This window comes from Acinetobacter sp. ASP199 (genome assembly GCF_022700675.1).
GTDB lineage: Bacteria > Pseudomonadota > Gammaproteobacteria > Pseudomonadales > Moraxellaceae > Acinetobacter.
Genome location: NZ_CP062182.1, coordinates 365,789 through 381,937, shown reverse-complemented (window position 1 = coordinate 381,937; position 16,149 = coordinate 365,789). Strand labels below are relative to the sequence as shown.

12 protein-coding genes are annotated in these 16,149 nt (G+C 42.8%); 2 read left to right on the top strand and 10 right to left on the bottom strand.

Going from position 1 to position 16,149, the window contains the following annotated elements; genetic code table 11:
- Position 1: 1 nt before the first annotated feature.
- From hcaC to hcaE, 3 genes are read right to left on the bottom strand one after another with little or no spacing between them, the layout of a single operon-like run.
- Positions 2-328, bottom strand: coding sequence for a 3-phenylpropionate/cinnamic acid dioxygenase ferredoxin subunit (gene hcaC, locus IHE35_RS01785; protein WP_076752998.1), 327 nt, complete (start codon positions 326-328; stop codon positions 2-4).
- A complete protein-coding gene (gene hcaF, locus IHE35_RS01780) occupies positions 328-846 on the bottom strand; it encodes a 3-phenylpropionate/cinnamic acid dioxygenase subunit beta (protein WP_242788838.1) in 519 nt (172 codons plus the stop codon). Before hcaF ends, hcaC begins: the two co-directional genes overlap by 1 nt.
- Complete coding sequence (hcaE, locus tag IHE35_RS01775) at positions 843-2,210, bottom strand: 3-phenylpropionate/cinnamic acid dioxygenase subunit alpha (RefSeq protein ID WP_242788836.1); 1,368 nt, start codon at positions 2,208-2,210, stop codon at positions 843-845. The genes hcaF and hcaE overlap by 4 nt, the downstream gene beginning before the upstream one ends.
- 280 nt (positions 2,211-2,490) lie before the next feature.
- Here hcaE and hcaR point away from each other — a divergent pair, with 280 nt between their 5' ends.
- Positions 2,491-3,393: a DNA-binding transcriptional regulator HcaR gene (gene hcaR / locus IHE35_RS01770; RefSeq protein WP_242788834.1), complete on the top strand. Its 903-nt coding sequence runs from the start codon at positions 2,491-2,493 to the stop codon at positions 3,391-3,393.
- 395 nt (positions 3,394-3,788) lie between these two features.
- Here hcaR and IHE35_RS01765 read toward each other — a convergent pair whose 3' ends face one another.
- The 7 genes from IHE35_RS01765 to IHE35_RS01735 form a co-directional block, all read right to left on the bottom strand.
- Positions 3,789-4,649, bottom strand: coding sequence for an alpha/beta hydrolase (locus IHE35_RS01765; RefSeq protein WP_242788832.1), 861 nt, complete (start codon positions 4,647-4,649; stop codon positions 3,789-3,791).
- A gap of 280 nt (positions 4,650-4,929) precedes the next feature.
- Positions 4,930-6,222: an OprD family outer membrane porin gene (locus IHE35_RS01760; RefSeq protein WP_242788830.1), complete on the bottom strand. Its 1,293-nt coding sequence runs from the start codon at positions 6,220-6,222 to the stop codon at positions 4,930-4,932.
- A 493-nt stretch (positions 6,223-6,715) separates the two neighbouring features.
- A complete protein-coding gene (gene dmpG, locus IHE35_RS01755) occupies positions 6,716-7,735 on the bottom strand; it encodes a 4-hydroxy-2-oxovalerate aldolase (RefSeq protein WP_242788828.1) in 1,020 nt (339 codons plus the stop codon).
- 11 nt (positions 7,736-7,746) lie between these two features.
- On the bottom strand, positions 7,747-8,643 hold the full coding sequence (locus IHE35_RS01750; RefSeq protein WP_242788826.1) for an acetaldehyde dehydrogenase (acetylating): 897 nt from the start codon (positions 8,641-8,643) through the stop codon (positions 7,747-7,749).
- 25 nt (positions 8,644-8,668) lie between these two features.
- Positions 8,669-9,466 (bottom strand): fumarylacetoacetate hydrolase family protein, encoded by a 798-nt coding sequence (locus IHE35_RS01745; RefSeq protein WP_242788824.1) that lies wholly within the window; start codon positions 9,464-9,466, stop codon positions 8,669-8,671.
- 402 nt (positions 9,467-9,868) lie between these two features.
- Positions 9,869-10,537 carry an HAD-IA family hydrolase gene (locus IHE35_RS01740; protein WP_242788814.1) on the bottom strand — a complete coding sequence of 223 codons (669 nt, stop codon included), beginning with the start codon at positions 10,535-10,537 and terminating at the stop codon, positions 9,869-9,871.
- A gap of 325 nt (positions 10,538-10,862) precedes the next feature.
- Complete coding sequence (locus IHE35_RS01735; RefSeq protein WP_242788813.1) at positions 10,863-11,831, bottom strand: RluA family pseudouridine synthase; 969 nt, start codon at positions 11,829-11,831, stop codon at positions 10,863-10,865.
- A gap of 770 nt (positions 11,832-12,601) precedes the next feature.
- Between IHE35_RS01735 and IHE35_RS01730 the strand changes: the two genes are divergently transcribed.
- Positions 12,602-16,009, top strand: coding sequence for an Rne/Rng family ribonuclease (locus tag IHE35_RS01730; protein ID WP_242788809.1), 3,408 nt, complete (start codon positions 12,602-12,604; stop codon positions 16,007-16,009).
- The last annotated feature ends 140 nt before the right edge of the window (positions 16,010-16,149 follow it).

Here is a 16,149-nt window from a genome sequence, read left to right as displayed (position 1 = left end):
ATTACTCTCCTGCCATCTCTACAAATAACTGACCATCTTCAACAATCACCGGGAAAGTCTGGATTGGATCAGTTGCTGGTAAACATAATGCTTGACCAGTTTTTAAACAAAAACGAGCTGAGTGAAGTGGACATTCAACTGTGCCGTCGTCTTCAAGGTAACCTTCTGACATAGAAGCGTTACCATGTGAACAACGGTCGTTCATTGCGAAGAACTCACCACCATTGTTGAAGACTGCAAGCGCTTCGATACCGTTTACGCCGCAATCTACTTTCAATGCTTCGCCTTCGTCTAATTCGTCAACTTGGCAAACAAAAATCTTATTCATTAGAAGAACACACTCAGGTTATGTGAGTTATAAGTCACCTGATCAAGGGTAATCTTACGGTTGAAGATCTGGAAACCTTGAGCAGTATCGACTTTGCGGATCTTGTCGTGACGCTTACCACAATAGATCGTTACATCTTTCTCTTTCTGTGTGCGGTACAACAAGTACGTAACGTAAACGTCGTATTCGCCTTCAACTTCAGTCGCTTCAACAATAATGTTTGAAACCATGTGAGTGGTGCGTGAAGGAGGTTCTTCAGCCCAAGCCATACCTGTCTCAAGACGGGCAACACGGCGTTCCAACAAATCTTTGGTATCGTTAAATACCCAAGTTGTTGGTGGCTCGATCGAACGGCGACGGTCACGCGTTTGAGCGTTCGGTGTAGTACGCAAGGTATAAGAAATATCTTCTGCCAATACGTCTAACCATTCGCGGAATTTCCAGTCGTCAAGCAATTTAGCTTCACGATAGAGGAACTGACTAATTTGATGTTGAAGTTCTAAACTGATCTGACTCATTTCATAAGCTCCTTCTCGTATTCGTCAGCTGCTTTTTCCACGTCTTCCCATTTTTCATGGATTAACAAATCTGCCCAGCGACGGTACATACCGCGTGCTGCAGTCTCAGAGAAAATGTAGTTGGTGATACCCGGGATACCATCTTCACGTTTTTTCTCGTTACCTTTACCCATTTCCATAATCAACTGGTTTTTACGCGCTTTGTAACCACGTAAAACTTTTTGGATTTCGATCCAGTTTTCAGAGTCATCTTGCTCCAGGAAACCGGCAGGACCGAAGGCACGTGTTGCAGAACGTTCGAATGCTTCTTTCACTTCTTGTGATGCTTCAGCGTCTGCGATACAGAATGCCCAAACTTCAGTTTTGTTTGGACCACGTGGGTGCCATACGCGAAGTGTTGCTGTACCGTTCAACCAAGACAATGTCGGGAACATGGTGTTGTGACCTGCAAGACGCAGTGCACGAACTTCACCCAGACGTTCTTTCACTTCTTCATAAGTTTCGCGGAAATAGTTTGCTACTTCACCGTCAACCCAAACGTTAGCATCTGGTTTTTCTGTAAAGAAGAAGCCTGAACCATGACCGCGTGAACCGTACTGGACCGCGTCTTTAGCCGTTTCCCAAACTGGACGGGCTGTTTGTGCAGCACCTAATTTTTTAGAGCCTTCATCATCTGGTTTCGCGCCCAATACTTGAATCGCAGATGCGTGAGAGAACAATGCGTGATATTGGTCAGATGCAAACTGTTCAGCTGCAAATTTCCAGTTACACTCGATTTCCCACTTGTGTACACCACCGATGATTTCAGTACCACCTGGACGACGGTCTAATACGCCATCTAGGTACCAAGCGATATCACCCATGTATTCTTCCAGATCTGGAGTAGTTTCATCCCAGCACCCGAAGATTAAGCCCTTGTATGATTTAACACGGTTAACTTCAACCAGACCCCATTGCTCTTTGCAAGCACCGTGCGGGAAAGCACGCTCTTCAAGCGGGATGTCTTTTAAAGAACCGTCAATACCGTAAGACCAGCCGTGGTATGGGCAAGTGAATGCACGGGTATTACCACAGTCTGCGAAGCTCACACGCATAGAGCGGTGACGGCATTGGTTTAAGAATGCTTTGATTGAACCGTCTTTTTGACGTGCCACAATAATCGGATCTTCACCCATATAGGTATTGAAGAAGTCACCAGCCTTAGGAATCTGGCTTTCATGGCAAAGGAATAACCAGGTACGACCAAACACGCGTTCAAGTTCTAATTCGTATAGATCTGGATCTGTATAGATAGATGGCGAGATACGTCCATTTTGTGCATCGACTAAAGCGTCGATTTCGCGCACATCAATTTTTCCACTCATGAAAAGCTCTCCTGTGACCAGTAACGGCACAAAGTAAATAGACTCAACTTTTCGACGATGATGGATTTTTGAGTGGATTTGCGGAAATATTTTTTTTGTTTTGATTAATAGATTTCACCAATTACTGACTTGGCGATACTCTCCATTAAAACATTTTTTTTATGACACATTCATTTACTTGGTGAATGGTAAAATAAGCTTCACCATATAGTTGCTTATGCACTATACTGCTTGAAAATTATAGTAATACATTTTTTGGATTACTCGGCGGGCTAGTTTTATGGAATTACGACATCTTCGTTACTTTATTACCGTTGCTGAAGAACTGAACTTTAGCAAGGCGGCACTCAAGCTTTATACCGCACAACCCTCTTTAAGTCAGCAAATCAAAGACCTAGAGGAAGATGTGGGCGTAAAGCTACTCAACCGTACTAAGCGTAAAGTCGAACTCACCGAGGAAGGCGCAGTATTCCTTGAACAGGCTCGCCTGACGCTGGCTCAAGCAGATAAGGCGGTTGCTATGGCACGCCAGGTATCACAGGCTAAACAGCAGATGCTCCGCATTAGCTTTGTTCCTGTGGCAGAAATGAAAATCTTCCCTTACGTCCTGCCAAACTTACGTGTTCAAAATCCTGATCTCAAAATTGAGTTGCTGAGCTTAAATAACACTGAGCAAATGAAGCTACTCAAAAAAGGTGAACTCGATATTACCTTTACTCGCCACAATTTTAACAGCGATGAAATTGAAAGCCAGTTTGTACTACGTGAGCCTTTACTGTTCTTGCTTCCTAAAGATCACCCACTTGCGAAACACGAACGAATCCCTGTTAAAGCACTGAATGGTATTGATTTTATTATTCCATCAGCTGAGCAATCTTTAACATTACATAATAGTATTATGGATTTCGCTCGTAGCAATAACATCGAATTTAATATTGTGCAAAAAGCCGATAATATTTTATTTAACATTAACTCGATCGGGATGGGTTTGGGTTGTACCATTCTACCCGGCTATATCGCGCCACTGACCATGAACAATACGGTGATTCGCCCATTAGACGTTGAGCTACCTTATCTGGATCTGTATGTCAGCTACCGAAAAGATGGCAACTCGGTTGCGGTGAAAAAATTCCTTGAATTACTGACACGTGTATTCTATCTCGATATTAATCGCGATCAGTAACAATAAGCCTTTCGCTTAATCCCGACGCGCTCACTGACAAGATCAGGGGCGCGTTTTTTTATTTCCCCAAATTCAAATGTATGTTTTCCAATCAAACAAAATCATCCGTATTTAACGTTTTAACCTATATTTCAGCCAGCTGTTGTATTAAAAAAACCTATCAAAAGTGTAAAATTGATCATTTAATATTCCATTCACCCCCTGCTTTTACAACTTAAGTCTAATGCGGTTTTAAGGGTTCGGAAAAAGAATTTAGACACCAAAGATATTGTGCAAATTATGTTTAAATCTAAATCAGCTATTAATGAGAATCACAATCATTGAATACAGTTGAGACAATCTTTTTAGGTATAAAAAAGGATGACCGAAGTCACCCCTTTTTTAGACGCTCAAAATTATTTTACGCCGTGTACAGCTAGATAGTTTTTGATCACAGTGTTGAACTCATCTGCTTTTTCAACTTGAGACCAGTGACCACATTGGCTGAAAATGTGTGCATCAGCATTTGGAACAATGTTCAAAATATCCCAAGTACGTGACACAGGAATTACCACGTCTTGCGTACCGTGAATCAACAATACTGGCACAGTAATTTCTTTCATTTTTTCGAAGTCTAACGGGAATTCGAAACGGTCACGGTCACGTGCGCCAACAACGTCCATTAAACGGTCAGATGCATAATCGTTTGCAGCTGAATCAAAACGCACTTTAACCAATTCGTCAGTGATCAAATCTTTATTCACAACGAACATAGAAAGTGTCTTACGAATACCTTCTTCAGTTAAAACAGGATTAGCATGTGCTTTAAGTGCAGCAGTTTGTTTCGCACCACCAGTACCCATAGATACGATACCCAAAACACGCTCTGGATAATCAAGTGCCAATTGGAATGCCAACCAACCACCAAGTGAGTTACCTACTAACCATGTTTTTTCGATGCCAAGCGCATCTAAAGTACGGATCGCGTGGTCTACCCATGCACGAATACCGTAAGCAGTACCTGGCGCAACAACAGTTTGGCCATAACCAATCGTGTCAATTGCGATACAACGTGCTTGCTCACCAATTGCAGGCAGGTTCAACCACCAGTTTGCAGCAGCAGATACGCCAGTACCAGAACCATGAAGGAATAGAATTGGTGTACCTTCACCAATTTCGTGGTAGTGAGTTAACTCACCTTCTGCAGTTTCAATCCATTTGTCTTCTAAGCCAAAGAATGGATCTGTTTTATATTCAGGGATTTGAACAGTGCTCATGTTGATTCCTCTATACAGTCTTTAGCTTGCGCGTCCATCTACAGTGAGAAGCTGACGTCAAGTTGACTCTTTAAAAATGACTTTTTACAGCTTTATATTAACCGCTTAGCACAGGTCAACTGATACAAAATTACGATTGCGTACTAGAAAAAAAATATAATTTAAGTATTTGTTATTTATAGTTTTATTATTTTTAACCTATAAACCATTTCAAGATTTATACAGTCCACTTACATAAAAAAGAGCGGTGTTGATACACCGCTCTTTTAGAGTCTCAATTTTAGAATTTATACGTATATGTGGTTGCCACACGGTGTTCTTGAAGATCGTTACCAAAGTTATAATTGGTATCAATGAACATGTAATTGAAGCCTAAACCTTTGAGCTTACCTTCAGGTACCACATAGTTCACGATCACATTGTTCTCATTCTCTTTACCTTCGGCAATTGCATTACCTGCCTTATCCTTCAATCCATGAATATTATCACCACGGAAATGGCGTACTGTTGCAGTTAAGCCAGGCACCCCTGCATCAGCAAAGTTATAGGTATAACCTAGGCTCCACGAACGCTCATCTTTACGAATGAAACTTGCCACCGACCAGTTGTCTAGATAAGGCTGTGGCACCCATCCACCCAACGTTGGGAACATACCTGCCCCGCCCATATCACCAAACATTTGCTGGTAACCTAGCTGTACCGTATGCATACCATTGTTGATTTTTGCGCCAGCAGATACTGCCTGGTTGTCGATGTTGCCATATAATTTGTCGCCAGATTCGCTGTTGTCAAAATAGCGGACATGCGTATCGAGCTTGGTTTTTTCAGCCAAAGTCGTTTTGTAGTTTACAGCTGCATAGTGTTGTTGGTAGATGTTGGTAACATCGGCATACCAGTAACTACCTCCAATTTTTGGTGTGAATTGATGGTCGATTCCAACAATATACATACCGTCATCAGTTGATAGGCCAGCAGCTTCAGCTTTGGCAAAATCATTTTGCGGGAAAAGAGTTAAATCCTGATACTGATTGTCATAACGGGCATTGATGCCATCGATATACGCTAAAGTCAGTTTAGTGTCTTTAATGTCCTTAGACTCTAACCATGCACCACTATAAGTAGTCAGTAGTTGACGAGATGGATCGAAGAACAATACAGGTGACATTGGTAAAAGATCACCAACCTTCAACTCAGTTTCAGATACTTTAACTTTTAAGGTTGCACCCAACTTGGCATTATCACGCTCAGTCTTCTTATCTTTGTTGCTATATGGCATGTGAATATCATTCACATTATCAGGAGATTTCAAACCTACAGCATATTGTGCTAATAGATCAGCCCCTACCTGAACCCCACCACCAATATCGTGATAACCAGACTTAGCATCTAAAGTTACAGCTTGAGTCCAGTTACCATAGTTTTTTTCAGATTCATTATCATAATTACGTTCTAAATAAAAATTCTTAAATTTTAATTGAACATTACTATCGTCAATAAAATCAGCTTGAGCAGCTGTTGTTCCTAAAGTCGCTGTTGCAGCAATGATTGCTATCCATAAATTATGACGACGCATTTTCTTTGTCCTTAACCAACATAAGAAGTGATGGCTGCATCATGCTCAACAACGTATTTATTTAAAATCCGACCACAGTATTAACTTTTTGACCTCAATTATTTTTCTGGATTTATTTGGATATATTTGCCATTTCTTTAATATTTTTAAAATCTTAGATATTTTTTATTATTTTACTAAACAATGAAAATAACTCCTTGTTCTATATTTTAAATTAAAGATTAAAAAAAATATAAACCCTTGAAATCCTATTTTTTAATCGTTTTTACGTTTAAGACTTTTTATAATACTCAAAAACTATAAGTTGCATTTATAAAAAATATTATTGTTATTTAATTCCAAAGCTTTCTTTTTCAGTTCAAAGATTTATGAATAAACAGCGTAAATCAGTTATGCGTAGATTCAGTGATTATTTTGTTACTTTAATATTTTTAAATTTTCAAAATAAAAAAGCGCCCTTTCGGACGCTTTTTTAAAACTTACGTTTTAACAATTAAGCTTGAAGCTCACGCGCTTTCGCCATTGTTAATGCCAAATCTTCGATCATGTCTTCTTGACCGCCAACCGTACCACGGCGACCCAGTTCCATCAGGATTTCACGCGCAGATACGCCATATTTCGCTTCAGCACGTTTCGCGAATAATAGGAATGAAGAGTAAACACCTGCATAACCTAAAGTTGCCGCATCACGGTCTGCACGGATCTGATGTGTCATCATTGGAATGATCAGATCTTCCGCAACGTCTTGGACTTTAAACAAGTCTACACCTGTTTCAAGTTGCATACGGTTAGCAACCGCCACAAACAATTCAAGTGGCGTGTTACCCGCACCAGCACCAAGACCAGCAGATGCCAAGTCAACACGGGTCGCACCTGCTTGTACTGCAGAAACAGAGTTCGCAACACCCATGCCTAGGTTGTGGTGACCGTGGAAACCGATTTCGATATCAGAACCAAGGTTTTCACGTAAAAGTGCAACGCGATCAGTCACGTCTTGTGGCAGCATGTAACCTGCAGAGTCAGTCACATACACACAGTTTGCACCGTATGACACCATTTTTTGTGCTTCTTCAAGCAATTTTTCTGGAGAAGCCATGTGCGCCATCATCAAGAAGCCCACAGTGTCCATACCCAATTTACGTGCAGCAGTAATATGCTGTTCAGATACATCTGCTTCAGTTGAGTGTGTTGCAACACGAATCGTTGATACACCAACCTCATGTGCCATTTTCAAATGATCAACCGTACCAATACCAGGAAGTAAAAGTGCAGATACTTTTGCTTGTTTAAGGTTTGGAATAACAGCTGTCAGGTATTCTTCATCAGTTGCTGCTGCAAAACCGTAGTTTACAGAGTTACCGCCAAGACCATCACCATGAGTCACTTCGATTAACGGTACACCCGCGTCATCAAGTGCAGTTGCAATCGCAACCATTTGCTCAGGTGTAGTTTGATGGCGCATTGGATGCATACCATCACGTAAAGTCATATCATTAATAATAATTTTAGACATGTGGTAACTCCTTAAGCTTCAGCTGCGTTTAAAACACGTTCTGCAAACATTTCTGCTGTACGTGCAGCTGCCGCAGTCATAATGTCTAGGTTACCTGCATATTTAGGCAAGAAGTCACCCAAACCTTCTACTTCTAGGAAGATAGAAACACGGTTACCATCAAATACTGGACCATTCACAAGTTTGTAACCTGGTACATATTTTTGAACTTCTTTGATCATCGCGTGAACAGATTCAGTAATCGCTGCTTGATCCGGCTCACCTTCAACTAGACAGTGAACAGTATCACGCATCATTAACGGTGGCTCAGCCGGGTTAATAATGATGATTGCTTTACCTTGTTTCGCGCCACCCACTTGTTCAATTGCGCCTGCAGTTGTACGTGTGAATTCGTCGATGTTTTTACGTGTACCTGGACCAACTGATTTAGTCGATACCGTTGCAATGATTTCGCCATATTCAACTGGTTGAACACGTGAAATTGCAGCCACCATAGGAATAGTCGCTTGACCACCACATGTCACCATGTTTACGTTTGGTACTTCACCTTGTTCAAGCAAAGCTTCAAGGTTTACAGGCGGTACGCAGAATGGACCAATTGCAGCAGGTGTTAAATCAATCATTAACACGCCAAGTTCATTTAACTTACGGCTGTTTTCTGCGTGAACGTATGCAGAAGTTGCATCGAATGCAATTTTGATGTCATCTTCGATTACGTGAGGAAGAAGACCATCTACACCTTCAGCAGTGGTTTTTAAACCCATTTTTGCTGCACGAGCAAGACCTTCAGACGTTGGGTCAATACCCACCATCCATACTGGCTCTAACCATTCGCTACGTTGCAATTTGTATAGCAAATCAGTACCGATGTTACCTGGACCGATCATTGCACATTTAATCTTTTTCATGAATGTACTCTCTTTGAATCTGGGATTATTCAGCAGCGAAAGCAGCTGTTACAGAACCGAAGCCTTCAATTTCAACTTTGAATTCATCGCCTGGGTTTGCCACAACCATTGGACCTAGCGCACCTGTTAAAATGATGTCGCCTGCAAGCAATGGACGACCACGGCGTACCATTTCATCTGCAAGCCAAACCGCAGCATTCATCGGGTTTGCTAGACATGCTTTACCCACACCTTGAGACACAACTTCTTCACCGCGTGTCATGACCATTTTGCAGTTCACAAGATCAAGGTTTTCAAGTTTTACAGGTTGAGAACCTAAAACGAATGCAGCTGAAGATGCGTTATCTGCAACTGTGTCGATCAAGCTGATTTTCCAGTTTTCGATACGGCTATCGACCACTTCTACTGCAGGAAGTGCATAGTCAGTTGCACTGATAATGTCTGCATAAGTGTGTTTTTCTTTGGTCAAATCTTGTTTGATCACAAATGCAATTTCAGCTTCAACTTTCGGTTGAATGAGTAAACCTGCTGGAATCGCTTCACCGTCGCCATACGCCATATCAGCAAACAACATACCGAAGTCAGGCTGATCTACGCCAAGCTGTGCTTGAACAACTTTAGATGTCAAACCAATTTTACGGCCAACCAAACGGCGACCTTCAGACAATGCACGCTCTGTGTTCACTTCTTGAACGGCATAAGCGATATCTACGTCAGCACTTTCACCACCAAGTTCTGGGCGAATCGGTGCGATCGCAGTTTTTGATAATTCAGCGCTACGGAGGGCTTGTGCAACTGATTCAACAACAGCAGAATTCGACATCAGTGTTTCCTTAAACTGCAAAAATGAGCGTTATGCAAGAATCCAAGAAGCTTGTGCCACATAGCAAAAAGCCTGCGACCCATTAAAATCGCACTCTTGGAAAGCGCATAAGAATAAACTGTCTAAGAATCGGAAAATTAACCGCTGAATGCCAATAGTTATTTTATTTTTCGCTATAGCTATTAACTATAAATATTTCTCATATTAATCTATATAAAACAACAATTTGATTAATTACATTGAAAAAATTCCAGGTGGAATTCTTGATAATTTTGGTAGTTTAAATTGATCAAGTTTGCAGCTTTAGACTAAAAGATTAGACTAAATGCATAAATTGAATGCAATGACAGACATTTAAACTACATAAATTGCCTGTCATTTGATAGAACCCAGAATACTGGATTAAATCGCTTCCTTCCATTGGACTTTAGCCAATAAAAACTCATGTAAACTGCTGACATCATTCACAATCGACAATGGATTAAACTGCGCTAAAGTCTCTAATGTATGCACCCCGTAGGTTACGCCTACACTTGGCATCGCAATATTCAGCGCCATTTCCAGATCATAAGACGTATCACCGACCATAATCGCTTCATGAGCATGTACACCAGTTTCTGCCAGGATTTCAGCCAACATTAAAGGATCTGGCTTAGATTTGGTTTCACTGGCAGCACGAGTCGCATGAAATAGTTCCAGACTCTTCGTTTGCTTTAATACACGGTCCAATCCTTTACGGCTTTTACCAGTTGCAACAGCCAGTTTGATCCCTTGATCTTTTAATGCGTAGAGCATCTCAGCCACCCCCTCAAACCAGGCATCCTCAACAGAATTTTCTACATAATGATCTGAATAGACTTGCAGAATATCCGCATGCAATTCTGGCACAGCTGGGAATAGTCTCTGCGCAACTTCCGGCAGACCTAAGCCAATAATGCTTTTGGCATCTGCATCGGTTAGTGGTTGCTGAAACTGTTGTGCTGCAAACTGCAGGCTTGCCACGATTTGACCCACTGAATCAAATAAAGTGCCATCCCAATCAAAAATGACCAGTTTTACAGGTGAATTCATATAAGGTTCCTAATATTTGATTCAGGGTTTGATTGTTGACCTCTCCCTAACCCTCTCCTAAAAGGAGAGGGAATTTTTCATTATTAGATAGATTATGGGGAAAAACTAAAGCCGAATTTTGAACAAACTTTAATTCATCACTACCATTCGTTAAATAATGTTCCCTCTCCTTTATTAAAGGAGAGGGTTAGGGAGAGGATTCATCAAGAAGTCGCAAAACTACATTTTGCATATCATTTTAATCTCACCCACTCTAATAAAAAGAGGGACTTTCCCCACTTAAATGAAGCAAGATCAGAGAAGGCTCATTAAAAAGCTAAAAAAATTACTCGTCGTCCACTTCTGACGCGACCACTTTATCCGCCTTCTGCGCTCTTAACTGCGCCACCAGACTCTGCATATCTTCAGGTAATGGTGCTTCAATCACAGGATAACCCGGAATTTCCAGACGCATGGCATGTAGGCACAAACGGCGTGGTTTTGGTCCACGATATTCAGTTTCATGCCCATACTTTTCATCGCCAACCAGTGGATGACCGATACTTAGACCATGCACACGAATCTGATGGGTACGTCCGGAAAGCGGAGAGGCATATACCAGTGTGGCATGCATAAAACGCTCTGCTACGTTCCACTGGGTTTTCGAATCCTTACCTTCTTTAGAGACACGGACACGACGTTCACCATTAGATAGTTCATAACGGTGTAAAGGTGCATCAATTAATTGCTTATCCAGACTTACTTGCCCTTTTACGACTGCTGCATAAGTTTTTTTAATTTTATGTTCACGTAATAAATCTTGCAGAGTTTTAAGCACACTACGTTTTTTCGAGATCATCACCAGACCCGAAGTGTCACGGTCAATCCGGTGGATCAGTTCCAAGTATTTTTTACCCGTTGCAGCACGCAGACCTTCGATCAGGCCATAGGCCACACCACTCCCTCCATGCACAGCAATACCCGATGGTTTATTCACCACCATCAAGCCTTCATCTTCATAAATTACACGTGCCAACAGACCTTGAGCGACCTTATCAGAAACCGGTGCAGCAGATTCATCTTTTTGTTCATAACGTATTGGTGCCACACGGATTTGATCACCAATCGCCAGTTTAGTTTCTGCCTTAATTCGTTTTTTATTCACGCGAACCTGGCCTTCACGGATCAAACGATAGATGCGGCTTTTTGGTACACCTTTCAGACGAGTGAACAGGAAATTATCGATTCGCTGTCCATCTTGGTGTTCATCCACCTCAAACCACGTGACGTTTTGCCATTGTTGCGTAGAATTCATACAGTTACTATGACCTAAAAATTGATTGAAATTGATTAACAAATGACCACTTAGGCTATGCTTTACACAAGAAACATAAGCTTAGCCCATAGGCAGATGATGCAAGGTTTGATATAGTCAGCGCACGGAAACCATCGTTTGTGAGTAAAAGTTGGTGTATGACAGATTTACTTCTGTACATGATCATTCAATTAAACCCTCACATAATACGGAAAGGTCCCAAAAGAATTATGCCGACGCCGAAGGCTTATTATATCGGCAAAAAAGCAAACTGTTGCGTTTAATTGTACCTCAGGTACATAAATCAGTTTGTCTGAAAAAATATGTCGCCAACCTAGTTGGCTTTTAAACGTAAACTGATACACATCAGATTAGTCGCACCCTGAAGACGACTTCAGGCTACAGCGTTTGATGCATTGGATCTGCACAGTTTGTAAAGGTACGACGATAATTCCGTATCAAGACACTCTATCTACAAAGAAGGGATGATCTTCGAGCAATGTGACAGTGAAAGTTACTCACATCCAATGCACCGCTCGTCCGCCAGTGAAGCGTTCAGGTGACTTTAATCGTTTAAAGATTGAAGCCGTATTGCCATCATCAATACGTGAATCAAAACCGAAGCCCATCTATATTAAATAGAGCTCGGTCATAAAAGACTCAGACCACAATGAAATTCATTGCAGATCTGAGCCATTGATCCGTGATGTGTGATGTTCGCTACGTGTATAGCGATTTTTTGCTGTGTATCACTATAAGGTGTTACACCCATGAAACGTATGTTGATTAATGCAACACATGCCGAAGAAATTCGCGTTGCACTTGTCACTGGTCAGCGTCTTTACGATTTCGATTTAGAGAATCGTACCCGTGAACAAAAGAAATCTAATATCTATAAAGGTCACGTGACTCGCGTAGAACCTTCTTTAGAAGCTGTATTCGTTGAATACGGTGCGGGTCGTCAAGGTTTCTTGTCGATGCGTGAAATTGCCAATACTTATTACAAAGCAGATCCTCGCCAGACTTCAAATATCCGCGAACTGATCACTGAAGGCACCGAGCTTTTGGTTCAGGTGGAAAAAGAAGAACGTGGCAATAAAGGTGCTGCCCTTTCTACTTTCATCTCTCTTGCTGGCCGTTATTTGGTATTGATGCCAAATAATCCGAAAGGTGGTGGTATTAGCCGTCAGATTTCTGGTTCAGTGCGTGAAGAACTGAAAGAAATGCTGGCATCTTTAAATGTACCACGTGGCATGAGCGTGATCGTTCGTACCGCAGGGATTGGCCGTTCTCAAGAAGAACTGCAACTTGACCTACAACATTTGATGGATCTTTGGGCGCAAATCCAAAGCACTGCAAGCTCTGGTCCATCACCAATGCTGGTTCATCAAGAAGCAGGCGTGGTGACTCGTGCGATCCGTGATTATTTACGTGATGATGTTGCTGAAATCCTGATTGACTCAGAGCAAGCGTATAACGAAGCGTATAACTTCGTAAAAGCGGTGATGCCACGTCAGTTAGACAAGCTGAAAACCTATACACTAAATGAGCCTTTATTTGCTCACTTCGGTATCGAAAGCCAGATCCAAACGGCTTATGAGCGCGAAGTCAAACTTCCTTCAGGGGGTTCAATCGTAATTGACCAGACTGAAGCATTGGTTTCAATCGACATTAACTCGGCAAAATCGACTCGTGGTCAGGACGTTGAAGATACAGCGTTAAATACCAACCTTGAAGCTGCTGAAGAAATTGCACGCCAGTTACGTTTACGTGATATTGGTGGCTTAGTCGTGATCGACTTTATCGACATGACCAAAGACCGCAACCAGCGTATGGTTGAAGCGAAACTGCGTGAAGCAACACAAAGTGACCGTGCACGTATCCAGTTTGGTCAACTTTCACGTTTTGGCCTGATGGAAATGAGCCGTCAACGTCTGCGTCCTTCTTTAGAAGAAGCGACTGGCTATGTATGCCCACGCTGTCATGGCACAGGTATGGTACGTGATCTTCGCTCGCTATCACTTTCAATTATGCGTAAAGTGGAAGAGATTGCCCTGCGTGAACGACATGGTGAAGTTCAGGTTGAAGTACCGGTTGAGATCGCAGCATTCTTGTTGAATGAAAAGCGTCACAGCCTGGTTTACCTGGAACAGACTTCAAATACACGTGTGACTGTATTGCCACACCCACACCTGGAAACACCGCATTACGAGATTTCTTATAATCCTGAAGGTTTTGCACCAACGAGCTATGAACGTACTGAAGCAACACGTTCAAGCGAAAAAGAACTGGGTTATGAAGCATCTGAATGGCATTTAGAAGAAGAGCAGCATGCACATGCTGCCGCACCAGTGCCTGCTCAGCAACAAAACAACAGCAGAAACAATAAACGCCGCAATAATCAAAATCAAAACCAGAATGCACAGCAAGCAACGGTTGCTCAACAAGCGCCTGCGCAAGTTGCTGCCCCTGTTCAAGCATCGACAAGCCCATGTGCATGGTTAGAAAACCTGTTTGTACAAAAACAGGCTGCGACTGTTGATCAATCACGTACTGCAAACAATGCAGCTGCTGCGATTGAACAAATGATCAATGGCGGTGCAGTGAGCCGTGGTCAATTCGGTCAGGTTGCTGCGCCTGTTGCACAGCAAGCACCGCAACATGTACCACAGCAAGCTGCTGCAAGCAGCAATGCTTATCTTGCACCATCAACTGTGGCGCACAAACCAGAGCGTGATCAGGCTGAAAAAGCTGAACGTGAAGAAAAATCACAACGCAGCAATAAAAAACAGCGCAATAACAAGCATAAAGAGCAACGCGAGCCACAACAACATGACAATGCACAGCAGCAAGTGCATGAAGAAGTGGTTCAATTGTCTCGTCAGGAACAGCGTCAAGAACAACGTGAGCAAAAGCGCAAGAACCCGCGCCATCAGCAGGAGCACAACCAGGATGCTCAAGCTGAACAGCAAAATGCTGTACCACGTCGTGACCGTCGCAACCAGCAACGTCCAGAACGCCCAAATCGCCACCGCGATCAAAGTGTACTGAATGAACAGGCTGCTGCACCTCAGGCACCTGCTGTTGTTGAAGCACCTGCTACAAATGAGCAGCAAGTCCGTGTAGAACTGATTGATGCACCGCGTCAGGAAGTGACCCCAACAGCCATGGTTGTGAATATCGATCAAGGCCAAAGTGACATTGTGGCACTGAACAGTACTGCACCTGTGGTTGCTGCTCCTGCTGAAACTGCACCTGAAAAGGCGCCAGCTGTAGCAACGATGGCAGCAGAACTGGAAGAGAAAACTGAAGCGACCGATCTGACTGAAGCACCTGCTCCAGCAGCAGCGCTTGAGCAAGTAGCTCCGAAGGCTGAAAAATCTCGTGCCAGCAATGACCCACGTCAACGTCGTCGTGAGCGTCGTGCTGCACAAGGTCAGCAGGCCCAAGCCACTCAGCTTCGTCCTTCACAAGTACCAACACTTGGTCAGTACACTGTAGGCAGCCTGATCCGTCATGTGTACGGTGAAGATTGTTCAGTACTGATTGAACAGTTTGGTCTGATGGCAACCTTTAACCGCGCGCTGGACAAGTTCACTCAGCAATACAACGAAACTGTTGTTTTGGCTGTGACTGCCGAGAAAAAGCCGGTGACACGTGATGTGGAAGTGAGCAAGGCTCAGCCAGAACCAGAACCCGCTCCGGTACTAGATCTGACGCCACCAAAACCTGTGTCAGACAAGCGTGTTGCTAACGATCCGCGTGAACGTCGTCGTTTAGCAAAACTTGCTGCGGAACAGGCACTGGTACAAGTAAAACAGGCAGCTCAGACTGAAGAAAACTCTGCTACGCTAGCAAGTGAAGCTCAAACGACTGCACCTGAAACACCTGTTGCTGAAGTAGAAGTGCCACAAGCAGAAACTCCTGTAGCCCATGCTGAACCAGTAGTTGCAGAACAGACTGAAACTGTTCCGGCGGCGACTGAAGCACCAGCGGCTCCAGAAACAGCTACAGCGACCGAAGAAGTAGCCCCAGTAGCTGAAAATACTGCTGAAGCAACCGAAGTTAAAGTTGAAACAGTGGAAGCGGAAGCTGAAAAGGCAGAGAAATCTCCTGCCCGTCCACGTCGCCCACGTGGCCGTCCACCGAAAAAAGCCAATACTGCAACTGAGTCATAATTCGCCCAATTGTAGTAATCTAAAAAAACCTAGTCATTTCGGTGACTAGGTTTTTTTTGCTAGATTTAGTCAAATTAGGTTGATTACTCTTTAAATCAACCATTAAAACTATAACAGAGAGTTATTACATATTCAGTGCA

What these genes read in the sequence shown, in the direction of transcription:
- hcaC (WP_076752998.1), bottom strand. Translation starts at nt 328, where the DNA reads ATGAATAAGATTTTTGTTTGCCAAGTTGACGAATTAGACGAAGGCGAA.
- hcaF (WP_242788838.1), bottom strand. Translation starts at nt 846, where the DNA reads ATGAGTCAGATCAGTTTAGAACTTCAACATCAAATTAGTCAGTTCCTC.
- hcaE (WP_242788836.1), bottom strand. Translation starts at nt 2,210, where the DNA reads ATGAGTGGAAAAATTGATGTGCGCGAAATCGACGCTTTAGTCGATGCA.
- hcaR (WP_242788834.1), top strand. Translation starts at nt 2,491, where the DNA reads ATGGAATTACGACATCTTCGTTACTTTATTACCGTTGCTGAAGAACTG.
- IHE35_RS01765 (WP_242788832.1), bottom strand. Translation starts at nt 4,649, where the DNA reads ATGAGCACTGTTCAAATCCCTGAATATAAAACAGATCCATTCTTTGGC.
- IHE35_RS01760 (WP_242788830.1), bottom strand. Translation starts at nt 6,222, where the DNA reads ATGCGTCGTCATAATTTATGGATAGCAATCATTGCTGCAACAGCGACT.
- dmpG (WP_242788828.1), bottom strand. Translation starts at nt 7,735, where the DNA reads ATGTCTAAAATTATTATTAATGATATGACTTTACGTGATGGTATGCAT.
- IHE35_RS01750 (WP_242788826.1), bottom strand. Translation starts at nt 8,643, where the DNA reads ATGAAAAAGATTAAATGTGCAATGATCGGTCCAGGTAACATCGGTACT.
- IHE35_RS01745 (WP_242788824.1), bottom strand. Translation starts at nt 9,466, where the DNA reads ATGTCGAATTCTGCTGTTGTTGAATCAGTTGCACAAGCCCTCCGTAGC.
- IHE35_RS01740 (WP_242788814.1), bottom strand. Translation starts at nt 10,537, where the DNA reads ATGAATTCACCTGTAAAACTGGTCATTTTTGATTGGGATGGCACTTTA.
- IHE35_RS01735 (WP_242788813.1), bottom strand. Translation starts at nt 11,831, where the DNA reads ATGAATTCTACGCAACAATGGCAAAACGTCACGTGGTTTGAGGTGGAT.
- IHE35_RS01730 (WP_242788809.1), top strand. Translation starts at nt 12,602, where the DNA reads ATGAAACGTATGTTGATTAATGCAACACATGCCGAAGAAATTCGCGTT.